We start from the raw sequence: 15,247 nt of genomic DNA, 5'->3' as shown, positions 1-15,247 counted from the left end.
CAGACTAGACATATTAAGTATTAGTGAATATTACCCGCTGTCGTTATATTAATAACGTATTAATTTAAAATAAATAAGGAAGATATCATTATGTCAATATCAGCGAATCTTCAACATAAACTTATACAGCCCGAATTACGTTCGCTTTGGTCTGCCATTGCCAGCGGTGAAATCCATCTACATCATCTCAATGTAAAAGGGATAAAAACTCGTGTTCTTGAAGCGGGTAACGGACCTACTCTGATTTTCTTGCATGGTATTGCAGGTCATTTAGAAGCTTATATGCGCAACATACTGCCCCATGCTGCCCATTTTCGTGTACTGGCAATTGATATGCTGGGACATGGCTTCACGGATAAACCTGTCCGTTCCTATGAGATTATCGATTATGTGGAACACCTACGGGATCTTATTGAAACATTAAATCTGAAGAAAATTCACCTTTCTGGCGAGTCGCTAGGCGGATGGGTTGCAGCCCGGTTTGCGGCAAAATATCCGCAATATATTCACCGTCTGGTGTTGAACACCGCCGGTGGCATGATTGCTGATCCAAATGTGATGGAACGCCTGCGCACACTGAGCTTAAATGCAGTGAAAAACCCCGATCGGGAAGCTACCCGCAAACGTCTTGAATTCCTAATGGAAGATCCTGCAATGGTGACAGAAGACTTGGTTGAAACCCGTTTTGCCATTTATCGTCAGCCGGGTATGTTGTCCGCAATGGAAAACATCATGTGCCTGCAAGATATGGATACCCGTTTACGTAACCTTTTGACCAAAGATGAACTGGCAAAGATCCAGGCTGAAACCTTAGTGCTATGGACCACACACGATCCGACTGCTGCGGTTTCAGTAGGCCAGCGTCTTGCCGGGCTTATCAAAAATAGCCGTTTTGTCGTGATGGAAAAATGCGGTCACTGGCCTCAATATGAAGACCCGGACACATTTAACCGGCTCCATATCGATTTTTTACTCAACGGCAACAAATAATGTCCCTTTCAGACGAGTGATATTCCAATTGGAATGTCACTTCTATGGTTTGAGCAGGAGCAACAACAGATGAATAACGTCATAACCCATCTTGGTAAAAAATTGTTTCAATCATGGCAGAGTCATCAAGCCATCGATCCTATCTCTGATGAATATCCAGAATTAACGTTACACGACGCCTATCTCATCCAGCAAAAAGTTATTGCTTACCGGTTGGAAACAACTGGAGAGCGAATTGTCGGTAAAAAAATCGGGATCACTAGCCAAGCAGTTATGGATATATTGGACGTCGATCAACCCGATTTTGGCATTCTCACCTCAGATATGCATTACAAAAACAATGCCACTGTACCCATTGAGCAATTAATTGCACCGAAAGCTGAAGGTGAAATTGGTTTTATCCTGAAACACAATCTGTGTGGACCCGGTATTACAGCAGGAGATGTACTCAGAGCAACAGATTATGTCGTGCCCTGTATCGAAATTGTCGATTCCCGTATCCGTGACTGGAAAATAAAAATCACAGATACTGTTGCTGATAATGCTTCATCAGGGTTATTTGTCATTGGCAATGGCACCCGTCTGCCCTCAGAAATTGATTTAGCTGCCGTGACAATAACGCTAGAGAAAAACGGTAAACTGGTTGACACTGGCATTGGTGCCGCTGCACTAGGGCATCCAGCCAACGCGGTTGCCTGGCTAGCGAATATGCTAGGAACACTGAATATGGCGTTACTCCGTGGAGAAATCATTCTCTCTGGCTCCCTCACCACCATGGTGCCAGTTAATACGGGTGATCAGTTGAAAATTAACTTACTCGGTGTGGGATCTGCCAAGGTCAGTTTTGCTTGAAAAATTAGCCTTAGTTTATTAATAGGAGTCATAAAAAGCCCCCACCAAAGTTACTGGCAATAAAGTTATTAGTAACTTAGTTATTAGCAGGGGCGTAAATGGCTTATTATCATTTCAAGCCTAATAGAATGTATTCCTTTCGTTAATATTATTTTTACCAAATTAAAAACAATAATTTCATAAGTTTCGTGGTAATACACATCTGTCATTCCGCAGCTATATCTGTAATATACTGATTTAAAATCGTTTGTATAAAATTTATGCATTTGTTAATTCTTAATTAAAACAACAAATTATGAATGCGGTGCGGAATGTCGGACACATTCGTCGTTTTCAGCGACAACATTCATCATGTCTTGAGTCGTATTTTAAGTTCTGTATTGCTGAAACCGATACGGCATTCAATCAATTCCGCAAGAGCAAGGGCGTTTTTTTCTTTTTTTCGGTTACATACGATCTGTAATGAAAATGGTAACCCCTGACTGTTTAATCCTGTTGGGATGGAGACCGCGCATAAGTCAGCAAAGTTTACGAAACGGGTGAAGTCATTTGGGGGTTGATGTTCATCTTTTTCAGCTATAGGCCAAGAAGGTTCTGGGGTTGTAGGAATTACTAAAGCATCCACATTCTGAAACCAATTCGAAAATATCTTCCGTACGTGACGACAGAATATCAATGCTTCCGAATACTCTTTCTCTTTTATCTCTTTGCCACGTTCTAATCTTACTTTAATTGTATCGCTGAGGGAGTTCTGTGAATTACACAAATATCCATAATTCTGCCAAGCCTCAAACGCAGTAATGATAGAATTAGCCTTCATGCACTGCGATAAAGGATATGGGAAAGGTTTCTTTTGAGTTACCATACCCATTTGAGAAAAAACTTCCAGCAATGACACATAATGCAAACCTGTTTCCTTATCTAAAATATATTCTTCTGACGGTAATATGCCAATATTCAGATTATTAATGCATGAATGATACGCTAAATTTGGGTTCAGCTGATTATAAACAATGAATATATCAGATGCATGCTTGGCAATAATTCCCACAGTATCCATCGTCTGGCTTAATGGAAGCATACCTGATGATGACAAATTGCCCATTGATGGCCGAAACCCACTTACGCCACACCAAGCGGCAGGTATACGTGCAGATCCCCCCGTGTCAGTTACAAGAGCAATCGGTGTCAAACCGGCTGCCACTGCTACAGCTGAGCCATTGCTTGAGCCGCCTGGAGCAACTCTCTGTGATTGTCCCCAAGGGTTGAGTGGCGTCGGGCTATTTTCCATGATGCCCGTTGCTCCCATACCGAGCTCTACTGCTCTGTGTTTTCCTGTCAGAATCATTCCCTGTTTCAAGAGGGTGGCTACCACTGGTGCCGTAACATATGCTTTTTGACTAAAACAGTTCGTGCCTCCTCCTGTGACCTTACCTTTCAGATCAAAAAAATCCTTAACAGCAAAAGGAATACCATGGAGAGGACCACGCCAATTTCCTGATCGTATTTCCTGTTCGGCATGTTTTGCTGCGGCCCGCGCATCAGCTTCATAGATCTCTGAAAAGGCGTTCAGCTTATGGTCGTAACATAAAATACGCTTCATGTACTCACCTAAAATCTCAACAGGTGATATCACTCCGCTCCGTATTCTTTCTCCTAATTCATTAATTGAAAGACTGATAATTTCATCCATCATTTATCTGCCTTTAGTGTTATAGAATTGTGATATTCATCAATATCATTTTTTACAAAAAGAAAATTGATAATCAAGATGGACAGTGTGGCTATGATAATAGTAATAACCGCATACTTCATGTTTAAAACAAAGAGTTTTTCACTGTTTACCATTTGCCCAAAAACTGCCACGGCAAAAGCGGAACCTATCTGACCAGTTGCACGGGAAACTCCTGAGGCAACGCCAGTGTACTGTTTCGGAGTACTTTGCATAAATAAAGATGTTGACATTGGTGATCCCAGCCCTCCACCAAAACCAATCAACACAAGTGGAACAAAAAGATAAGCATAGTCATTGTTGAACTGTGTAACCAGTAATCCACTGAAACCGACTAATCTTATCATGGCCCCAACAATCATCATGTGGCTCGTCTGGTAACGGCGTGCAAGCCATCCAGAGACCTTATTTCCCAATATGACACTGATTGAGAGCGGTAACAGGGCCATACCCGTTTGCGTTGCACTCAGGTGCTGAATATCCTGAAACCAAAAGGTCAGAATAAACATGGCACCAAAAAAGGAAAAAGCGCCAGAAAAGAAAATCCATGAAATAGCGCTAAAATTTGGCCGCCTGAACAGCTCCAGTGGAAGCATAGGAGCTTTACTTCTTCTTTCTACCACTATGAATGCAGTCATGATGATTAAAGACAAGCACAACAAGATAACTGAGTTCAAATTGATTTGAGGAGAGTCATTCAGCCGGATGACACCAGCAATAAATAGAAATATTGTCAGGAAAAGAAGTAGCTGGCCTTTTATATCCATAGTTAAACTTTTATGTTCATGCTCTGGAGACTGCACCCTAAGTGTCAAAAAGATCCCTGCTAAGCAGAGCGGCACATTTACTAGGAAAATCGATCTCCACGACAGATATTCGGTCAGCCACCCTCCTATGACAGGCCCCGCCACCAGAGCGATACCTCCCCAGCTCGCCCAGCTGGCAATGGCACGGGTTCGTTCTGTTTTATCTGTGTAGGTATGAGTGATCAAAGCAAGTGAACCTGGTACGAGTATGGCGGCGGAAATACCCTGAAGCACGCGACCGGTTAATAAAATAGCGGCTTCACTGCTAATTCCACACAAAGCGGAGGAGAGAGTGAATAATCCAAGCCCTGTAATGTAAACACTTTTTGAACCAAAACGATCACAAAGAGCTCCCCCTGATAGTAACAAACTTGCAAATAAAACCAGATAGGCATTTACAACCCATTGTAACGTTGTTACACCAAGTGAAAGGCTCTCTTTAATAGTCGGTAAAGCTACATTAACTATGGACGAATCCAGAATGACGAGTATGTAACTTATATTAGCTGCGAGCAGAACATTACGCTTGTTACGCTTCATGTTGTCCATAAGCATTCCCCGATTAATTACATTCCACTAGGAGTATTGATATTCAGCGCAATATCGGTACGGTAATGCATCCCTTCAAAATGGACTTGCTTGACCGTTTCATACAACTTTTCTCTAGCCTCGTTGAACGTCAGGGCTATTGAACTTAATGCAATAACTCTTCCTCCATGACTTATTAGTTTTCCATCATCAGATACAACGGAGGAATGAAAGATATGAGTATCTTCTGAAGGTAACGGCAAGATGAGCTCATCACCTTTTCGCTCGGTAAAAGGATAACCTTCAGACGATATTTGTAAGGCAACAGAAACAAGCTTACTCCAGCGTACATTTGCTTTGCCCAGCTGTTTTTGTAGGGTCAATATGAATAATTCATGAAGGGGACTCTCAAGTCGTTCAAGGATCGTGAAGACCTCTGGATTACCCAGCCGACAGTTGATTTCAAGAAGGCTCGGCATTCCTTTTTTGTCAATCATGACACCAAAATAGAGGAATCCTATATATTCGATTCCTTCAGAATTAAGAGCTGCCAGACAAGGTTCTACAATTTGGGTAATGATAGCCTCATGCTGTGCGGAGGACAGTACTGGGGAATAAGCTCCCATACCACCAGTGTTAGGGCCTTTATCCCCATCAAGCAGCTTTTTATAATCTCGGCTTTCAGCCAGTGGTAGATAGTTTTTTCCGTCAAAGAGGATGGTGTAAGAGACTTCTTCACCTTCAATGAATTCTTCAACCAGCATTGGTCCGACATTTCTTGTGAAAAACTCTTCCAGCGTGTTTTTAACATGCTGGCGATCCTGGGCTATCACTACACCCGTTCCCCCATGAACCATACCGTCTGCTTTGATAACCACAGGTAAAGGTAATGTGTCGGCAAATTTTTGGGCCTGTTCCTGTGATTCACAAATTGCGCTGTAAGGTGTAGGTATTTGATATTTTTTCATGAATTTTTTGGAAAAGCCTTTCGACCATTCAAGTCGGGAGGCTTCACGAGTCGGGGCAATGATTGGTAACCCACGAGATTTAAAGTAGTCGGCTACCCCAGCTGCCAAAGTTTGGGTCGGTGTGATAAGCGTAAAGTCTGCTTTTAGTTCCAGAGCAGCCCTAGCCAGCCCCTCAACATCTCCTGAAGACACTGGAATATTTTCCATTCCGGGTGCGCATGACGTAGCCGGATTACCTGGGGCTAACCATACTTTTTCTACTGCTGGGTCCTGTAATAATTTCCATGCCAGCGCCTGTGCGCCGGCACCTGAACCTGCTATAAGGATTTTCATTATAGTCTTCTCTCAAAACACAGGGTTAAAAGGAATTTCATCAGTTTTGCCACCTGACTAAATCATCGATCCAGTCGGCAAAATGTTCAATTCGTTCAGTAAGTTGTACATCACTATTGCCGGTAATTATGGCGCTAACAACGTCATCGGTATAAGTTGTTGCCTGTTGATAAATTTGCCCGACTCTCCCTGATAAGCAGAGTGTGGATATCCAATCATAAGGAACTGAATCTGGCAAAGAAATCAGATATGCCGGACGAACAGGAACGCGAATTGATGCTGCGAATTCTCTTGGTTCAGTCCGGACTTTCAGTACATCATTGATACCTGCACAACTCTGTATCCAAGCTTTATGTATATTTATCCCCCAAGTGTGTTCTATTAACTCCCCCGTAAGTGAACCCGCAGTACGGGCCGCAATCTCGCATAAAATTAATCGGTCATCGGCGGTGTGGAATATTTCGGCATGAAACCCGAGGGTAGGCGCAGCAGGCAACGCTGATATAGTTCGATAGGTAATACTGTTCAGTCGCTCTGCCAAGGGGGTAGCAGGATCAATAGTACGGCTACCAAATATACCTGCATGCTGGTAATCAAGAGCATTATTGATATAAGCGCAGGGAGCAAAAAATGAATCTCCTGCTTCATTAATTACACCGTTAACATGATACATATTTCCAGAGATAAACTTTTCTACCATCCAGCCATCAACGGTTCTGTCGCGGAAAAAATCGGATACTTCTCTGAGACTCCTACATACCTTAACGTATTTCGAGCTGCATCCATCCACCGGTTTTATCACAACTGGGAAATTATGCTCTTCACTGAAAGTTAGAACATCCAGCCAACTGCCAAGTCGTCTAAACGGAGCCACTTCAATGCCTGCACGTTGAAGATAATCTTTCATTAAAACCTTATCTCGATACGCCAAGGCACTTTCAACGTTCTGGCCTGGGAGGCCATAATATTCCCGAAGTTGTGCAGCTCGGATAAGGTCAAATTCCGAATGAGGCAGAATCTGGCTGAATGAGGTGTGACGTCCTAATTCTGTGGCGATAGATAAAACACCTTCACCGTCATCAAGGCTGTCGATCTGCCGGACGTACCGGTAACGGTGCTGAAGAGGAAATTGTGGTGCAGAACTGATAAGCCACAGGTCATCACGGCATTCCTCCAACCATTCTGCAAAGTTAATCTTGATGCTTCTTCCGAGGCATAGTATTGCCATGCTTTACCTCACATAACGTCAGAAATGGGTTTGATAATATCCAATACAGTGAAATCGCCCCATCGAGTACCGTTATCAACAAGATGATTGACCGTCATGTCCTGCCGAGCACAACGCCTCATAATGCGTAAAAAAGCATGCCATTCATCGCTTCCATGGGAAACAGGGACAGGGGTATCCGCTTCAATATAAAGTGGGAGCAAATGAGCAGATAAAATTTCGTTCGGTGAACATCTTGTCAGAATGGCTGCGGTATATCGTGCATAATCAGGCAACTGAAAACCGGTTTTCGACCATTCATTTATTGAGCATGAGAGAGATTGATCGAAAATGAGGTTTCCCAGTCCAAAACATGTCAGCATGTTTTTGTGCCATTCAACACCTCGCAAGGAATGATGATGATGACCTATCACTAGGTTCACACCACATTGTGATAATCGTTTTGATATTTCCTTTTCGTATCTTGTAATAATGTCTTTACGAGTATGATCGCCCCAGTGCATCGCTGCAATAATAAAATCAGCTTGGCTACGGATATTGCCAACTAAGCATGAAAAATGTGCCCAATCATCTTCATTGATGACAGTCATAATATCGGGTAACGCTCCGGGAACCACAGCTCCGGAAAAAGGAGGACTGTAATAATCTCTTGAACGTAACGCTGCAACGCCTCCCTGAAAACTACCGGCTTCAGTTCCGACATAATAAATGCCCGTTACGCCGAAAACAGCAACCCTGATCCCTCTACATTCAATTAAAGCAGGTTCCCAAGCTTGCTGAAATGTCAGACCGGCCCCGGTGGTTTGCACTCCTGCAGAATGTAATGCTTTCAAGGTGTCAGTCAGACCCTGCAATCCAGAATCCATGGCATGATTATTCGCAAGGGAAAGCACATCGAACAATGCCACGCCTTTGGCGTTTTTTACTGATGATATCGTCATCCCTCGCCGTCCGGGAATTGGCTCAGGTTTGTCAGTCAGTACACCTTCATAGTTACCGATAACGATATCGGCATTCTCAACTAAAGACGTCATGTGACTGAAAGCAGAAGCGGGATCTTCACGATTAATGAGCACATCCCCAAATGAAGCAATAGTAATACTCGACATAAATTTCTATCCTTCTGACTAACGCTGGTCGTTGCTCAAAGCCTTTTCTGCATAAAAATACGGGCATTTCCATCCGGTAAAGAGGACACCTCACCAAAAATGCTGTAACCATGCTTCAGATAAAAGTCAGGTGCCTGAATCGCCATGGTAAACAGCACCGCCATATGACATCCACGTAGAGTTGCTTTTTTTTCGGCCCGTTTCAGCAATGTACTTCCCAGTCCCTGCCGACGCAGTTCTTCCGGAAGAAAGAAATAACTAATGAAAAGCACACCCAGAGAGGTACGACCCACCAAGCCACCAACGACTTCACCTTGCTGGTCATAGACATAGAAATCCAGCGGCTGGTTGTCAGAAATATTGGTTTGTTCCACATTCCATATATCAAGTAACTGACTAATTTTTCCCCGGCTTTCAACATCACCCTGATCGGAACTTTTGATGGAGTGCCCGGAGTCCAGAATATCTCGATTCATGCATTGATCCTGATTGACCGGGCCGATATATCGTCCCGGTTGGTTATATTAAGTTGCCGTACTCGCCAAACGCGTTTCCAGAAATAACTGCTCATAATCACGACCGCGAGCTGTTAGTGCGGGCACCACAGGTCTGCCATCGGATAATTCGATCCAGAGCCTTAATAAATGGCGCTGGTTGAGTGCATCATCCTGAAACTCCGTGCGGGAATGCAGTGTGGTATAGTTGTTGAGAAAAAGGATTTCGCCAGGCTCAAGCATAAATTCGAGTCTGAACTCTGGGCGGCTACATATTTCATAAAATGCGTGGAGTCCAGCATCAAGTGCGTCAGGGAGAGCTAGTCCCTGAAGTTTTGCTGCTGCTCGCATATAAGCACCGAGACACATAGAGCTCACCCTGCCTGACATTTTTGAGAAAATCGGAATTTTGTATGACGTGTAGGGAAGTTTACTCGAAGAGCGTTCAGCTGTAGCGTAATGATATCCTTCAAAAAGGGCGTCAAGTAGTTCTGGTTTTTCCCTTAACATTTGATTGTAGATAGCTAGGCCACTTACGATTTGAGTCAATCCCCCTGAAGCAGCCTCCCTCAAACACATAAGCCCAACAATTTCAAAGGCATCCGAATGAAATCCAAGCTCCCGATTAGACATATAGCCTCGATTATTCGGATTATTTTTCTCATTCCTTACATGACCTATCCTGTGACCCTGTGAGTTTTGTACGACTGGACGTCCAAGACCTGTTCCAATTCCCCAGAATAGATGACTCAGGATTGAGTCAGTAAACATTTCTCGCGGAATACCTGACACTACCACAACCCCGCGTCCTTCAGTCAAACGCTGATGAATGCGCTCCTGTAAGATAGTTATTTCCTCAAAGCTAAAATCTGAAGCATTGAACGCTTCACTGGGTCTATCTTCCATAGCGGATAGGTGATGCCTGAATGCTTCGATTTGTTCATCTGAAACAGGCAATAGCACGTCTTTCTTGCTTTCCAACTGCGCTGAGCACCATACTGCCGGATCGTCATCAATAATCTGATATGATTCGTTCATGTTGGTGTCCTCAATATGCACAAAGTTCACAATCTGGATGTTGCGGTTTATCCTCAACATTCGTTTGTAGAGTTGTGAATGAGATAGTTACCAGTTTCCCTGCTGAAATCATTGGCCATCCAACAAGTTTCCTGATGATATCCGCAGACATCATCCCTCCGACAATCATTGCCGAATAACTGAAAGCCGAAGTCGCAGGGATTAAATCATGTTCTTCTCGCCAGGCGCGCATGGAGTAATGGTCAGGATCCTGAGTCCGTGACCACTTTTCGTCGCAGCGGAAACAACCGCTCTGGTCAGGGAATTTTGTCCAGAACATACCCATTCCGGCAGAAACGCTGTTGAAAACACCCGGAATTCCCATGTCAAAACAGGCGTCACTGATCCAGCGGTCAGCAGCGATAACCGGTCGGTCAATTGCAGCTACGACGATATCGGGTTTGAATTGAGAAATTAATTCCTTAACAACATCTGAACCGGTTATACGCTTGAATACTGTATTTACCGTGACGTCCGGATTGATCTTATTAAGACGAGATTTTAACCCTTCGACTTTCCGCATCCCTATGTCATCAACGATATAAAGCTGCCTGTTGAGGTTACTAAGTTCAATATCATCGAAATCAACGACAGTGATGGTACCGCAGCCAGTCATTGCCAGCGCCGTTGCCGTGCAGCTTCCAAGCCCACCACATCCTAACAGTAGCACATGCCCTTTGAAAAGTTTCTGCTGATACTCAGCGGGTGAAATGCCATTGTCACTTAACGCAGCAAATCCATTGAGATTTCGGGAATAACGCTCTCTTTGATCGGCACCGAGAGCCTGATAATCGAAATATTTCTCATCCTGAACGAGGTTGTGAGATTGAAGTTCCTCGATCAATTGTGTTAACGCCGACTCTTCAACGTCATGACCGTTTTGCTTCAATACTTTAAGAAGACCACTGCTGTTCAATTTTCCTTGCATGTGGTTAAGCGCAACTATTTTCCAGCCATCGGGATCTGGAATTATTTTGCTTGCTTCACCCTGACGGGTACCGGAATGTATTGCAATGGCATTATTGCTAATCGGAACAGCAACAACCGTTGGCTGAAGCCGTGGATTGTTAAGTGAAATGGAATTCGCCATAGTTATGCCTCTTTAATTTTTACTACCGGCAAAAGAATTCCCCGGCACCCTACATTCATGACCGGATCAAAACTGGCACGTGCCTGAAAACCTGCAAACCGGCCACCATATACATAGGTATCCACACCTGACCACATTGAATCTGTAACGCCAATATCAGGATGAACTACGGAAATCACACGCCCGCGAATGTATCGTTGAATGACCCATGTTTCGTCGCTTTGCGCTGCAAGATGTAAGGCCGTTTCCCATTCCTGAGCGGTGGTAAACGGACCGACCAACAGACCTTCTCCTCTTGTTGCATTAGAAGGTTTGAGCACAAGAGTCCCTCGTTCTTGAATTGCCCAATCAACTAGATCGATTTGCCTTCCCTGAGGGGATGTCGTTTGGCATGCGCGGAGGATGCGTGTCCAGGGAATATGTTTAAGACAAAAAGCCTTTTCCTCTTCAGGCAGGAAAAAGAGCATTTGCGGATCACTTAGGACAGCCATTATAGCTTTATCTGCGAGCGGCCATTGGCAGATGAGAGGATTGATGAAAGTGACTTCTCCATGAGATGTTGCAGTAAGGTATTCTTCAACTTCAGGTTCATCGATCAAATCGCGCAAATCGAGTTTGTTATAGACCACATCAATAACACGACCCTGCGGATCTATTACCTTGTTGTTATGTCGACGTAATAGAGACGCATCAATTTCCTCGGTAGGAACCCCCAGACGATTGAAACCATTTACCATCCAGGTTACCTCATTTTTGAACCGGCCTTTATAAGTGACAATGGCTGCTCTTCTGGCTGGCTCTCCGGTACGTTCGCGATGAGTTTCCAGTAATGTCTCAAGAAATAAATCCGGATTTTGGACAAAGGGCTGAAAATCGGCACTGGCTTCAATACCGTTCAGTAAAGGGTTTGACACCTCTGACCATAATGCACCTGCAATCCCATTTTGGATCACTCCCCCGGGGCAATCGGTATTAGTTTCCAAGATCTGATAAGTTCCATCTTCACTGAAAAGACCATCCAGGCGGAAAATTCTGGTCAAAGGGGTATGATTTGGCAAATTAAATAAATAATGTTCGCTTTTCTTATAAGTCGGAAAATATTCACGTATCGAGACATTTTCCACCCATGCATGAGCAAATTTTTCAAATACTTCTGTAAAACGCTCACCGATGCTGGCGAGTTGCCGAATTAGGTTATCAGACAAAAGAAGAGGACGAATTGAAACCGGATAGTTTTTTCCCTCAAAATTTAGTCCTCCATCAATGAGTTTTTGGCTTAGGCTTTTCTGCGCTTCTAATAAAGAGGATTTTTCATTTTCGTCAAGACTAAGTAATTTTTTTTCAATCAAGATTTCGTCTTGATAAAACAGAGTGTCATGAGGTGTTAATGATGAAGTATTTATTTTATTCTCCATACCTAACTGAACGGAAACTTGTTTTAGAGATTTTTCAAGTAATAATAATCCATGCTCAAGGACATTGATTTCGATAGTCAACGGGGGAAGTAATTTGATGACCTGTCCCAGCGGACCACATGTTTCTATAATGAGTCCTAACTCAGTGGCTTGGTTTCTGACATTTTCTGCTGCCTGCGAAGAAAAGAGTTCTAAGCCCCATAACATTCCTTTTCCCCGGATTGTTCTGATCAATTGGGGGTATCGTTGATGCAGACCCAGCAGATATTTATGCACAATTTCCGATTTGTCTTTAAGACTTCGCAAGAAATGTGGATCATGCCAGTAATCAAGAGCATATGTGGCACCAATAAATGCAAGGTTATTACCACGGAAAGTTCCGTTATGTTCTCCAGGTTGCCATATATCCAGTTCCGGTTTCATTAGAACAAGAGACATAGGGAGTCCATATCCTGAAATAGACTTTGCAAGGCAGATGATATCCGGTTTTATCCCAGCATCTTCGAAGCTGAAGAAAGTTCCTGTACGACCACAACCAGCCTGAATATCATCAACAATAAGCAGTATATTGTTTGCAGCTGCGATTTCTGCTACACCCCGTAACCATTCTACGCTTGCCACATTGACGCCCCCCTCTGCTTGAATAGTTTCAAGAATAATTGCTGCAGGCAAGTCAATACCGGAGCCCGGAGAAACTAGCATTTTCTCCAAAACGTCCAGTGACGTGTCATTCTGACTAAGGAAATTTTCGAAAGGAAGGCGTACTATATTGTTTAGGGAAACACCTGCAGCATTTCGTTTTTTCTCTCTGGCTGTGGCTGCAAGGGCACCCAGAGACATTCCGTGAAACGCATTGGTAAACGCAACAATATCGCTGCACCCTGTAACTTTGCGTGCGATTTTCATTGCAGCTTCAACTGCATTGGTTCCTGTCGGCCCGGTAAACTGAAAACGATACTGCAAGCCCCGTGGTTTCAGTATCTGCTGATTAAAGCTTTCAATGAATGCCCGTTTTGCATTGGTATATAAATCCAGAGAATGAGTTATGCCATCTTTTTCAATATATTCAATAAGATGAGATTTTAATCGAGGGTTGTTGTGGCCGTAATTTAATGATCCAGCTCCTGATAAAAAATCAATCCATGATTTACCCTGCTTGTCAGTCACTAAGGCATTGCTTGCCGTAGTAAATATGGCCGGATAGTTACGGCAGTAGCTACGCACATTTGATTCGTACTTTTCAAAAGTCCTGCACGCGTCTTCAGTGAAAAGTATCTCATTTTTTATATTTTCATACACAGCATCAAACATTCTACAGCGCAGCAATATCGTATTTTTACCAACCGCCTTTACTCGCTTCGATAACTGTTCGTTATTTTCTATAATATTGTGAAGAATATGCATCATGGTAATGGCATGATCTTCGTCCTCTTCAATATGTAATTTGAAAAATTCTAATCCCCGTTCAGCAACACCTAAGTGCGTAAGAGCATGTAATACGGGCTTGTAGATCATTGGAACAATTGCTTCGGCCCCCAAGCAAAGTGCAGCTAAACCATCAGCAATTTCTCCTGAGCGGCAATAATTCAGGACACACGAAGCAAGATGAGAGGTTTCTTCAAGTGCAGGAATAGAACTGACCTGTGCACCTGTTTCCATCAATGAGCGCTGAAACAACTCAGCGTGAGTGACTTTTCCCTCTCCATTTACCCCCATCTCTTCACGTAAATTTTCCATCAGATGATGAATATCATTGAAGTTATCAATATGGCTGATCAGAGCACACAAAAAGCGAGTAAAGTTACGTGAATAATAATGATGTTGAATCAAGAAATAACGCATTCCGGACAGAGTGATTCGTTCTTCACTCATTGCGATGAGTAACGGGTGGTTAACCAGTTTTTTCACCGCATCTATATCCAGCCAGTTATCCCAGAGTCCTTCTTCGGTCAGTAATCCTATATCTTTTTTATCGGGTAAAGTTACAGTCTGATTTTGTTCACTCACCTTGCCTCTCCTGTTTCTGAAATAAAACGCATCTCTGATCTCTATAACAAGCAGTTCTTTACTAGTAGCAACAGAATAAGTACTGCGGTGCTTATAACCTCTTAACAATCAATGCCAGCGAAAATATACCCGTTATCTTTCAAGTTGCCTCTTTGTTGGCTGCACTCACTCACCCCGGTCACATAGTTACCTATGCTCCCGGGGATTCGTTCCTTTGCCGTCGCGATGCATCTTGAAATCCATAGGGTATAAACATTTCATTGATGAAACCATAAATTATCTTAACAATCATTTCAATAAATTATTAATCACGCAAAGTAATAAATATTCAACTATTTGAAAAATAAAATTAATATCTTTATGGGAGTATGAGTAAGTACCAATATCGCCTAATTTCTTATTAAAATAATTACTAATTAAAATAATTTCCAATAGGTATCAATTGATGTATCTAAATAGATATATGGACACCGACTCGATTCAAGTAGATAAATAAATTTTCTGGCAACGAAGTCGAAAACATATATTCGGCTTCAATGAGCCCGGATGAAAATCGGTACTCTCTGCCCTCATTATTTCAATTGATGCTATACCCGTTATCTTTCAAGCTGCCTCTTT

Annotated in this window: 11 protein-coding genes; 2 read left to right on the top strand and 9 right to left on the bottom strand. The window is 43.0% G+C overall.

What is annotated here, in order from left to right:
- Window positions 1-90: 90 nt before the first annotated feature.
- Together PluTT01m_RS11400 and PluTT01m_RS11395 are read left to right on the top strand one after the other, a co-directional pair.
- Complete coding sequence (locus PluTT01m_RS11400; RefSeq protein ID WP_011146454.1) at window positions 91-990, top strand: alpha/beta fold hydrolase; 900 nt, start codon at window positions 91-93, stop codon at window positions 988-990.
- 69 nt (window positions 991-1,059) lie between these two features.
- On the top strand, window positions 1,060-1,842 hold the full coding sequence (locus PluTT01m_RS11395; protein ID WP_011146453.1) for a fumarylacetoacetate hydrolase family protein: 783 nt from the start codon (window positions 1,060-1,062) through the stop codon (window positions 1,840-1,842).
- 349 nt (window positions 1,843-2,191) lie between these two features.
- On the opposite strand, the gene PluTT01m_RS11390 is transcribed toward PluTT01m_RS11395, so the two are convergent.
- Genes PluTT01m_RS11390 through ectB form a run of 9 tightly spaced genes read right to left on the bottom strand, consistent with a single transcriptional unit; the run spans window position 2,192 to window position 14,737 of the window.
- Window positions 2,192-3,538, bottom strand: a complete 1,347-nt coding sequence (locus PluTT01m_RS11390; protein ID WP_041380073.1) for an amidase — start codon at window positions 3,536-3,538, stop codon at window positions 2,192-2,194.
- Window positions 3,535-4,929 (bottom strand): MFS transporter, encoded by a 1,395-nt coding sequence (locus tag PluTT01m_RS11385; protein ID WP_049789772.1) that lies wholly within the window; start codon window positions 4,927-4,929, stop codon window positions 3,535-3,537. Before PluTT01m_RS11385 ends, PluTT01m_RS11390 begins: the two co-directional genes overlap by 4 nt.
- Window positions 4,930-4,946: 17 nt before the next feature.
- On the bottom strand, window positions 4,947-6,209 hold the full coding sequence (gene purD / locus PluTT01m_RS11380; RefSeq protein ID WP_011146450.1) for a phosphoribosylamine--glycine ligase: 1,263 nt from the start codon (window positions 6,207-6,209) through the stop codon (window positions 4,947-4,949).
- A gap of 40 nt (window positions 6,210-6,249) precedes the next feature.
- Window positions 6,250-7,437 carry an ATP-grasp domain-containing protein gene (locus PluTT01m_RS11375; RefSeq protein ID WP_011146449.1) on the bottom strand — a complete coding sequence of 396 codons (1,188 nt, stop codon included), beginning with the start codon at window positions 7,435-7,437 and terminating at the stop codon, window positions 6,250-6,252.
- Between the two features lie 8 nt (window positions 7,438-7,445).
- Complete coding sequence (locus PluTT01m_RS11370) at window positions 7,446-8,546, bottom strand: CapA family protein (RefSeq protein WP_114538525.1); 1,101 nt, start codon at window positions 8,544-8,546, stop codon at window positions 7,446-7,448.
- Between the two features lie 35 nt (window positions 8,547-8,581).
- Entirely contained in the window at window positions 8,582-9,022 is a 441-nt protein-coding gene (locus PluTT01m_RS11365; RefSeq protein ID WP_011146446.1) for a GNAT family N-acetyltransferase, read from the bottom strand.
- Window positions 9,023-9,070: 48 nt separating this feature from the next.
- On the bottom strand, window positions 9,071-10,078 hold the full coding sequence (locus tag PluTT01m_RS11360) for a TauD/TfdA family dioxygenase (protein WP_011146445.1): 1,008 nt from the start codon (window positions 10,076-10,078) through the stop codon (window positions 9,071-9,073).
- Between the two features lie 10 nt (window positions 10,079-10,088).
- Window positions 10,089-11,207, bottom strand: coding sequence for a ThiF family adenylyltransferase (locus PluTT01m_RS11355; RefSeq protein ID WP_011146444.1), 1,119 nt, complete (start codon window positions 11,205-11,207; stop codon window positions 10,089-10,091).
- Window positions 11,208-11,209: 2 nt separating this feature from the next.
- Window positions 11,210-14,737 (bottom strand): diaminobutyrate--2-oxoglutarate transaminase, encoded by a 3,528-nt coding sequence (ectB, locus tag PluTT01m_RS11350; protein ID WP_125043764.1) that lies wholly within the window; start codon window positions 14,735-14,737, stop codon window positions 11,210-11,212.
- Between the last annotated feature and the right edge of the window lie 510 nt (window positions 14,738-15,247).

Source organism: Photorhabdus laumondii subsp. laumondii, from assembly GCF_003343245.1.
Taxonomy (GTDB): domain Bacteria; phylum Pseudomonadota; class Gammaproteobacteria; order Enterobacterales; family Enterobacteriaceae; genus Photorhabdus; species Photorhabdus laumondii.
Note: the sequence above shows the minus strand (reverse complement) of the source record. Positions and strands in the feature narration are given on the sequence as shown.

Coding starts and splice junctions, on each gene's coding strand:
- PluTT01m_RS11400 (WP_011146454.1), top strand. CDS start 91: ATGTCAATATCAGCGAATCTTCAACATAAACTTATACAGCCCGAATTA.
- PluTT01m_RS11395 (WP_011146453.1), top strand. CDS start 1,060: ATGAATAACGTCATAACCCATCTTGGTAAAAAATTGTTTCAATCATGG.
- PluTT01m_RS11390 (WP_041380073.1), bottom strand. CDS start 3,538: ATGATGGATGAAATTATCAGTCTTTCAATTAATGAATTAGGAGAAAGA.
- PluTT01m_RS11385 (WP_049789772.1), bottom strand. CDS start 4,929: ATGGACAACATGAAGCGTAACAAGCGTAATGTTCTGCTCGCAGCTAAT.
- purD (WP_011146450.1), bottom strand. CDS start 6,209: ATGAAAATCCTTATAGCAGGTTCAGGTGCCGGCGCACAGGCGCTGGCA.
- PluTT01m_RS11375 (WP_011146449.1), bottom strand. CDS start 7,437: ATGGCAATACTATGCCTCGGAAGAAGCATCAAGATTAACTTTGCAGAA.
- PluTT01m_RS11370 (WP_114538525.1), bottom strand. CDS start 8,546: ATGTCGAGTATTACTATTGCTTCATTTGGGGATGTGCTCATTAATCGT.
- PluTT01m_RS11365 (WP_011146446.1), bottom strand. CDS start 9,022: ATGAATCGAGATATTCTGGACTCCGGGCACTCCATCAAAAGTTCCGAT.
- PluTT01m_RS11360 (WP_011146445.1), bottom strand. CDS start 10,078: ATGAACGAATCATATCAGATTATTGATGACGATCCGGCAGTATGGTGC.
- PluTT01m_RS11355 (WP_011146444.1), bottom strand. CDS start 11,207: ATGGCGAATTCCATTTCACTTAACAATCCACGGCTTCAGCCAACGGTT.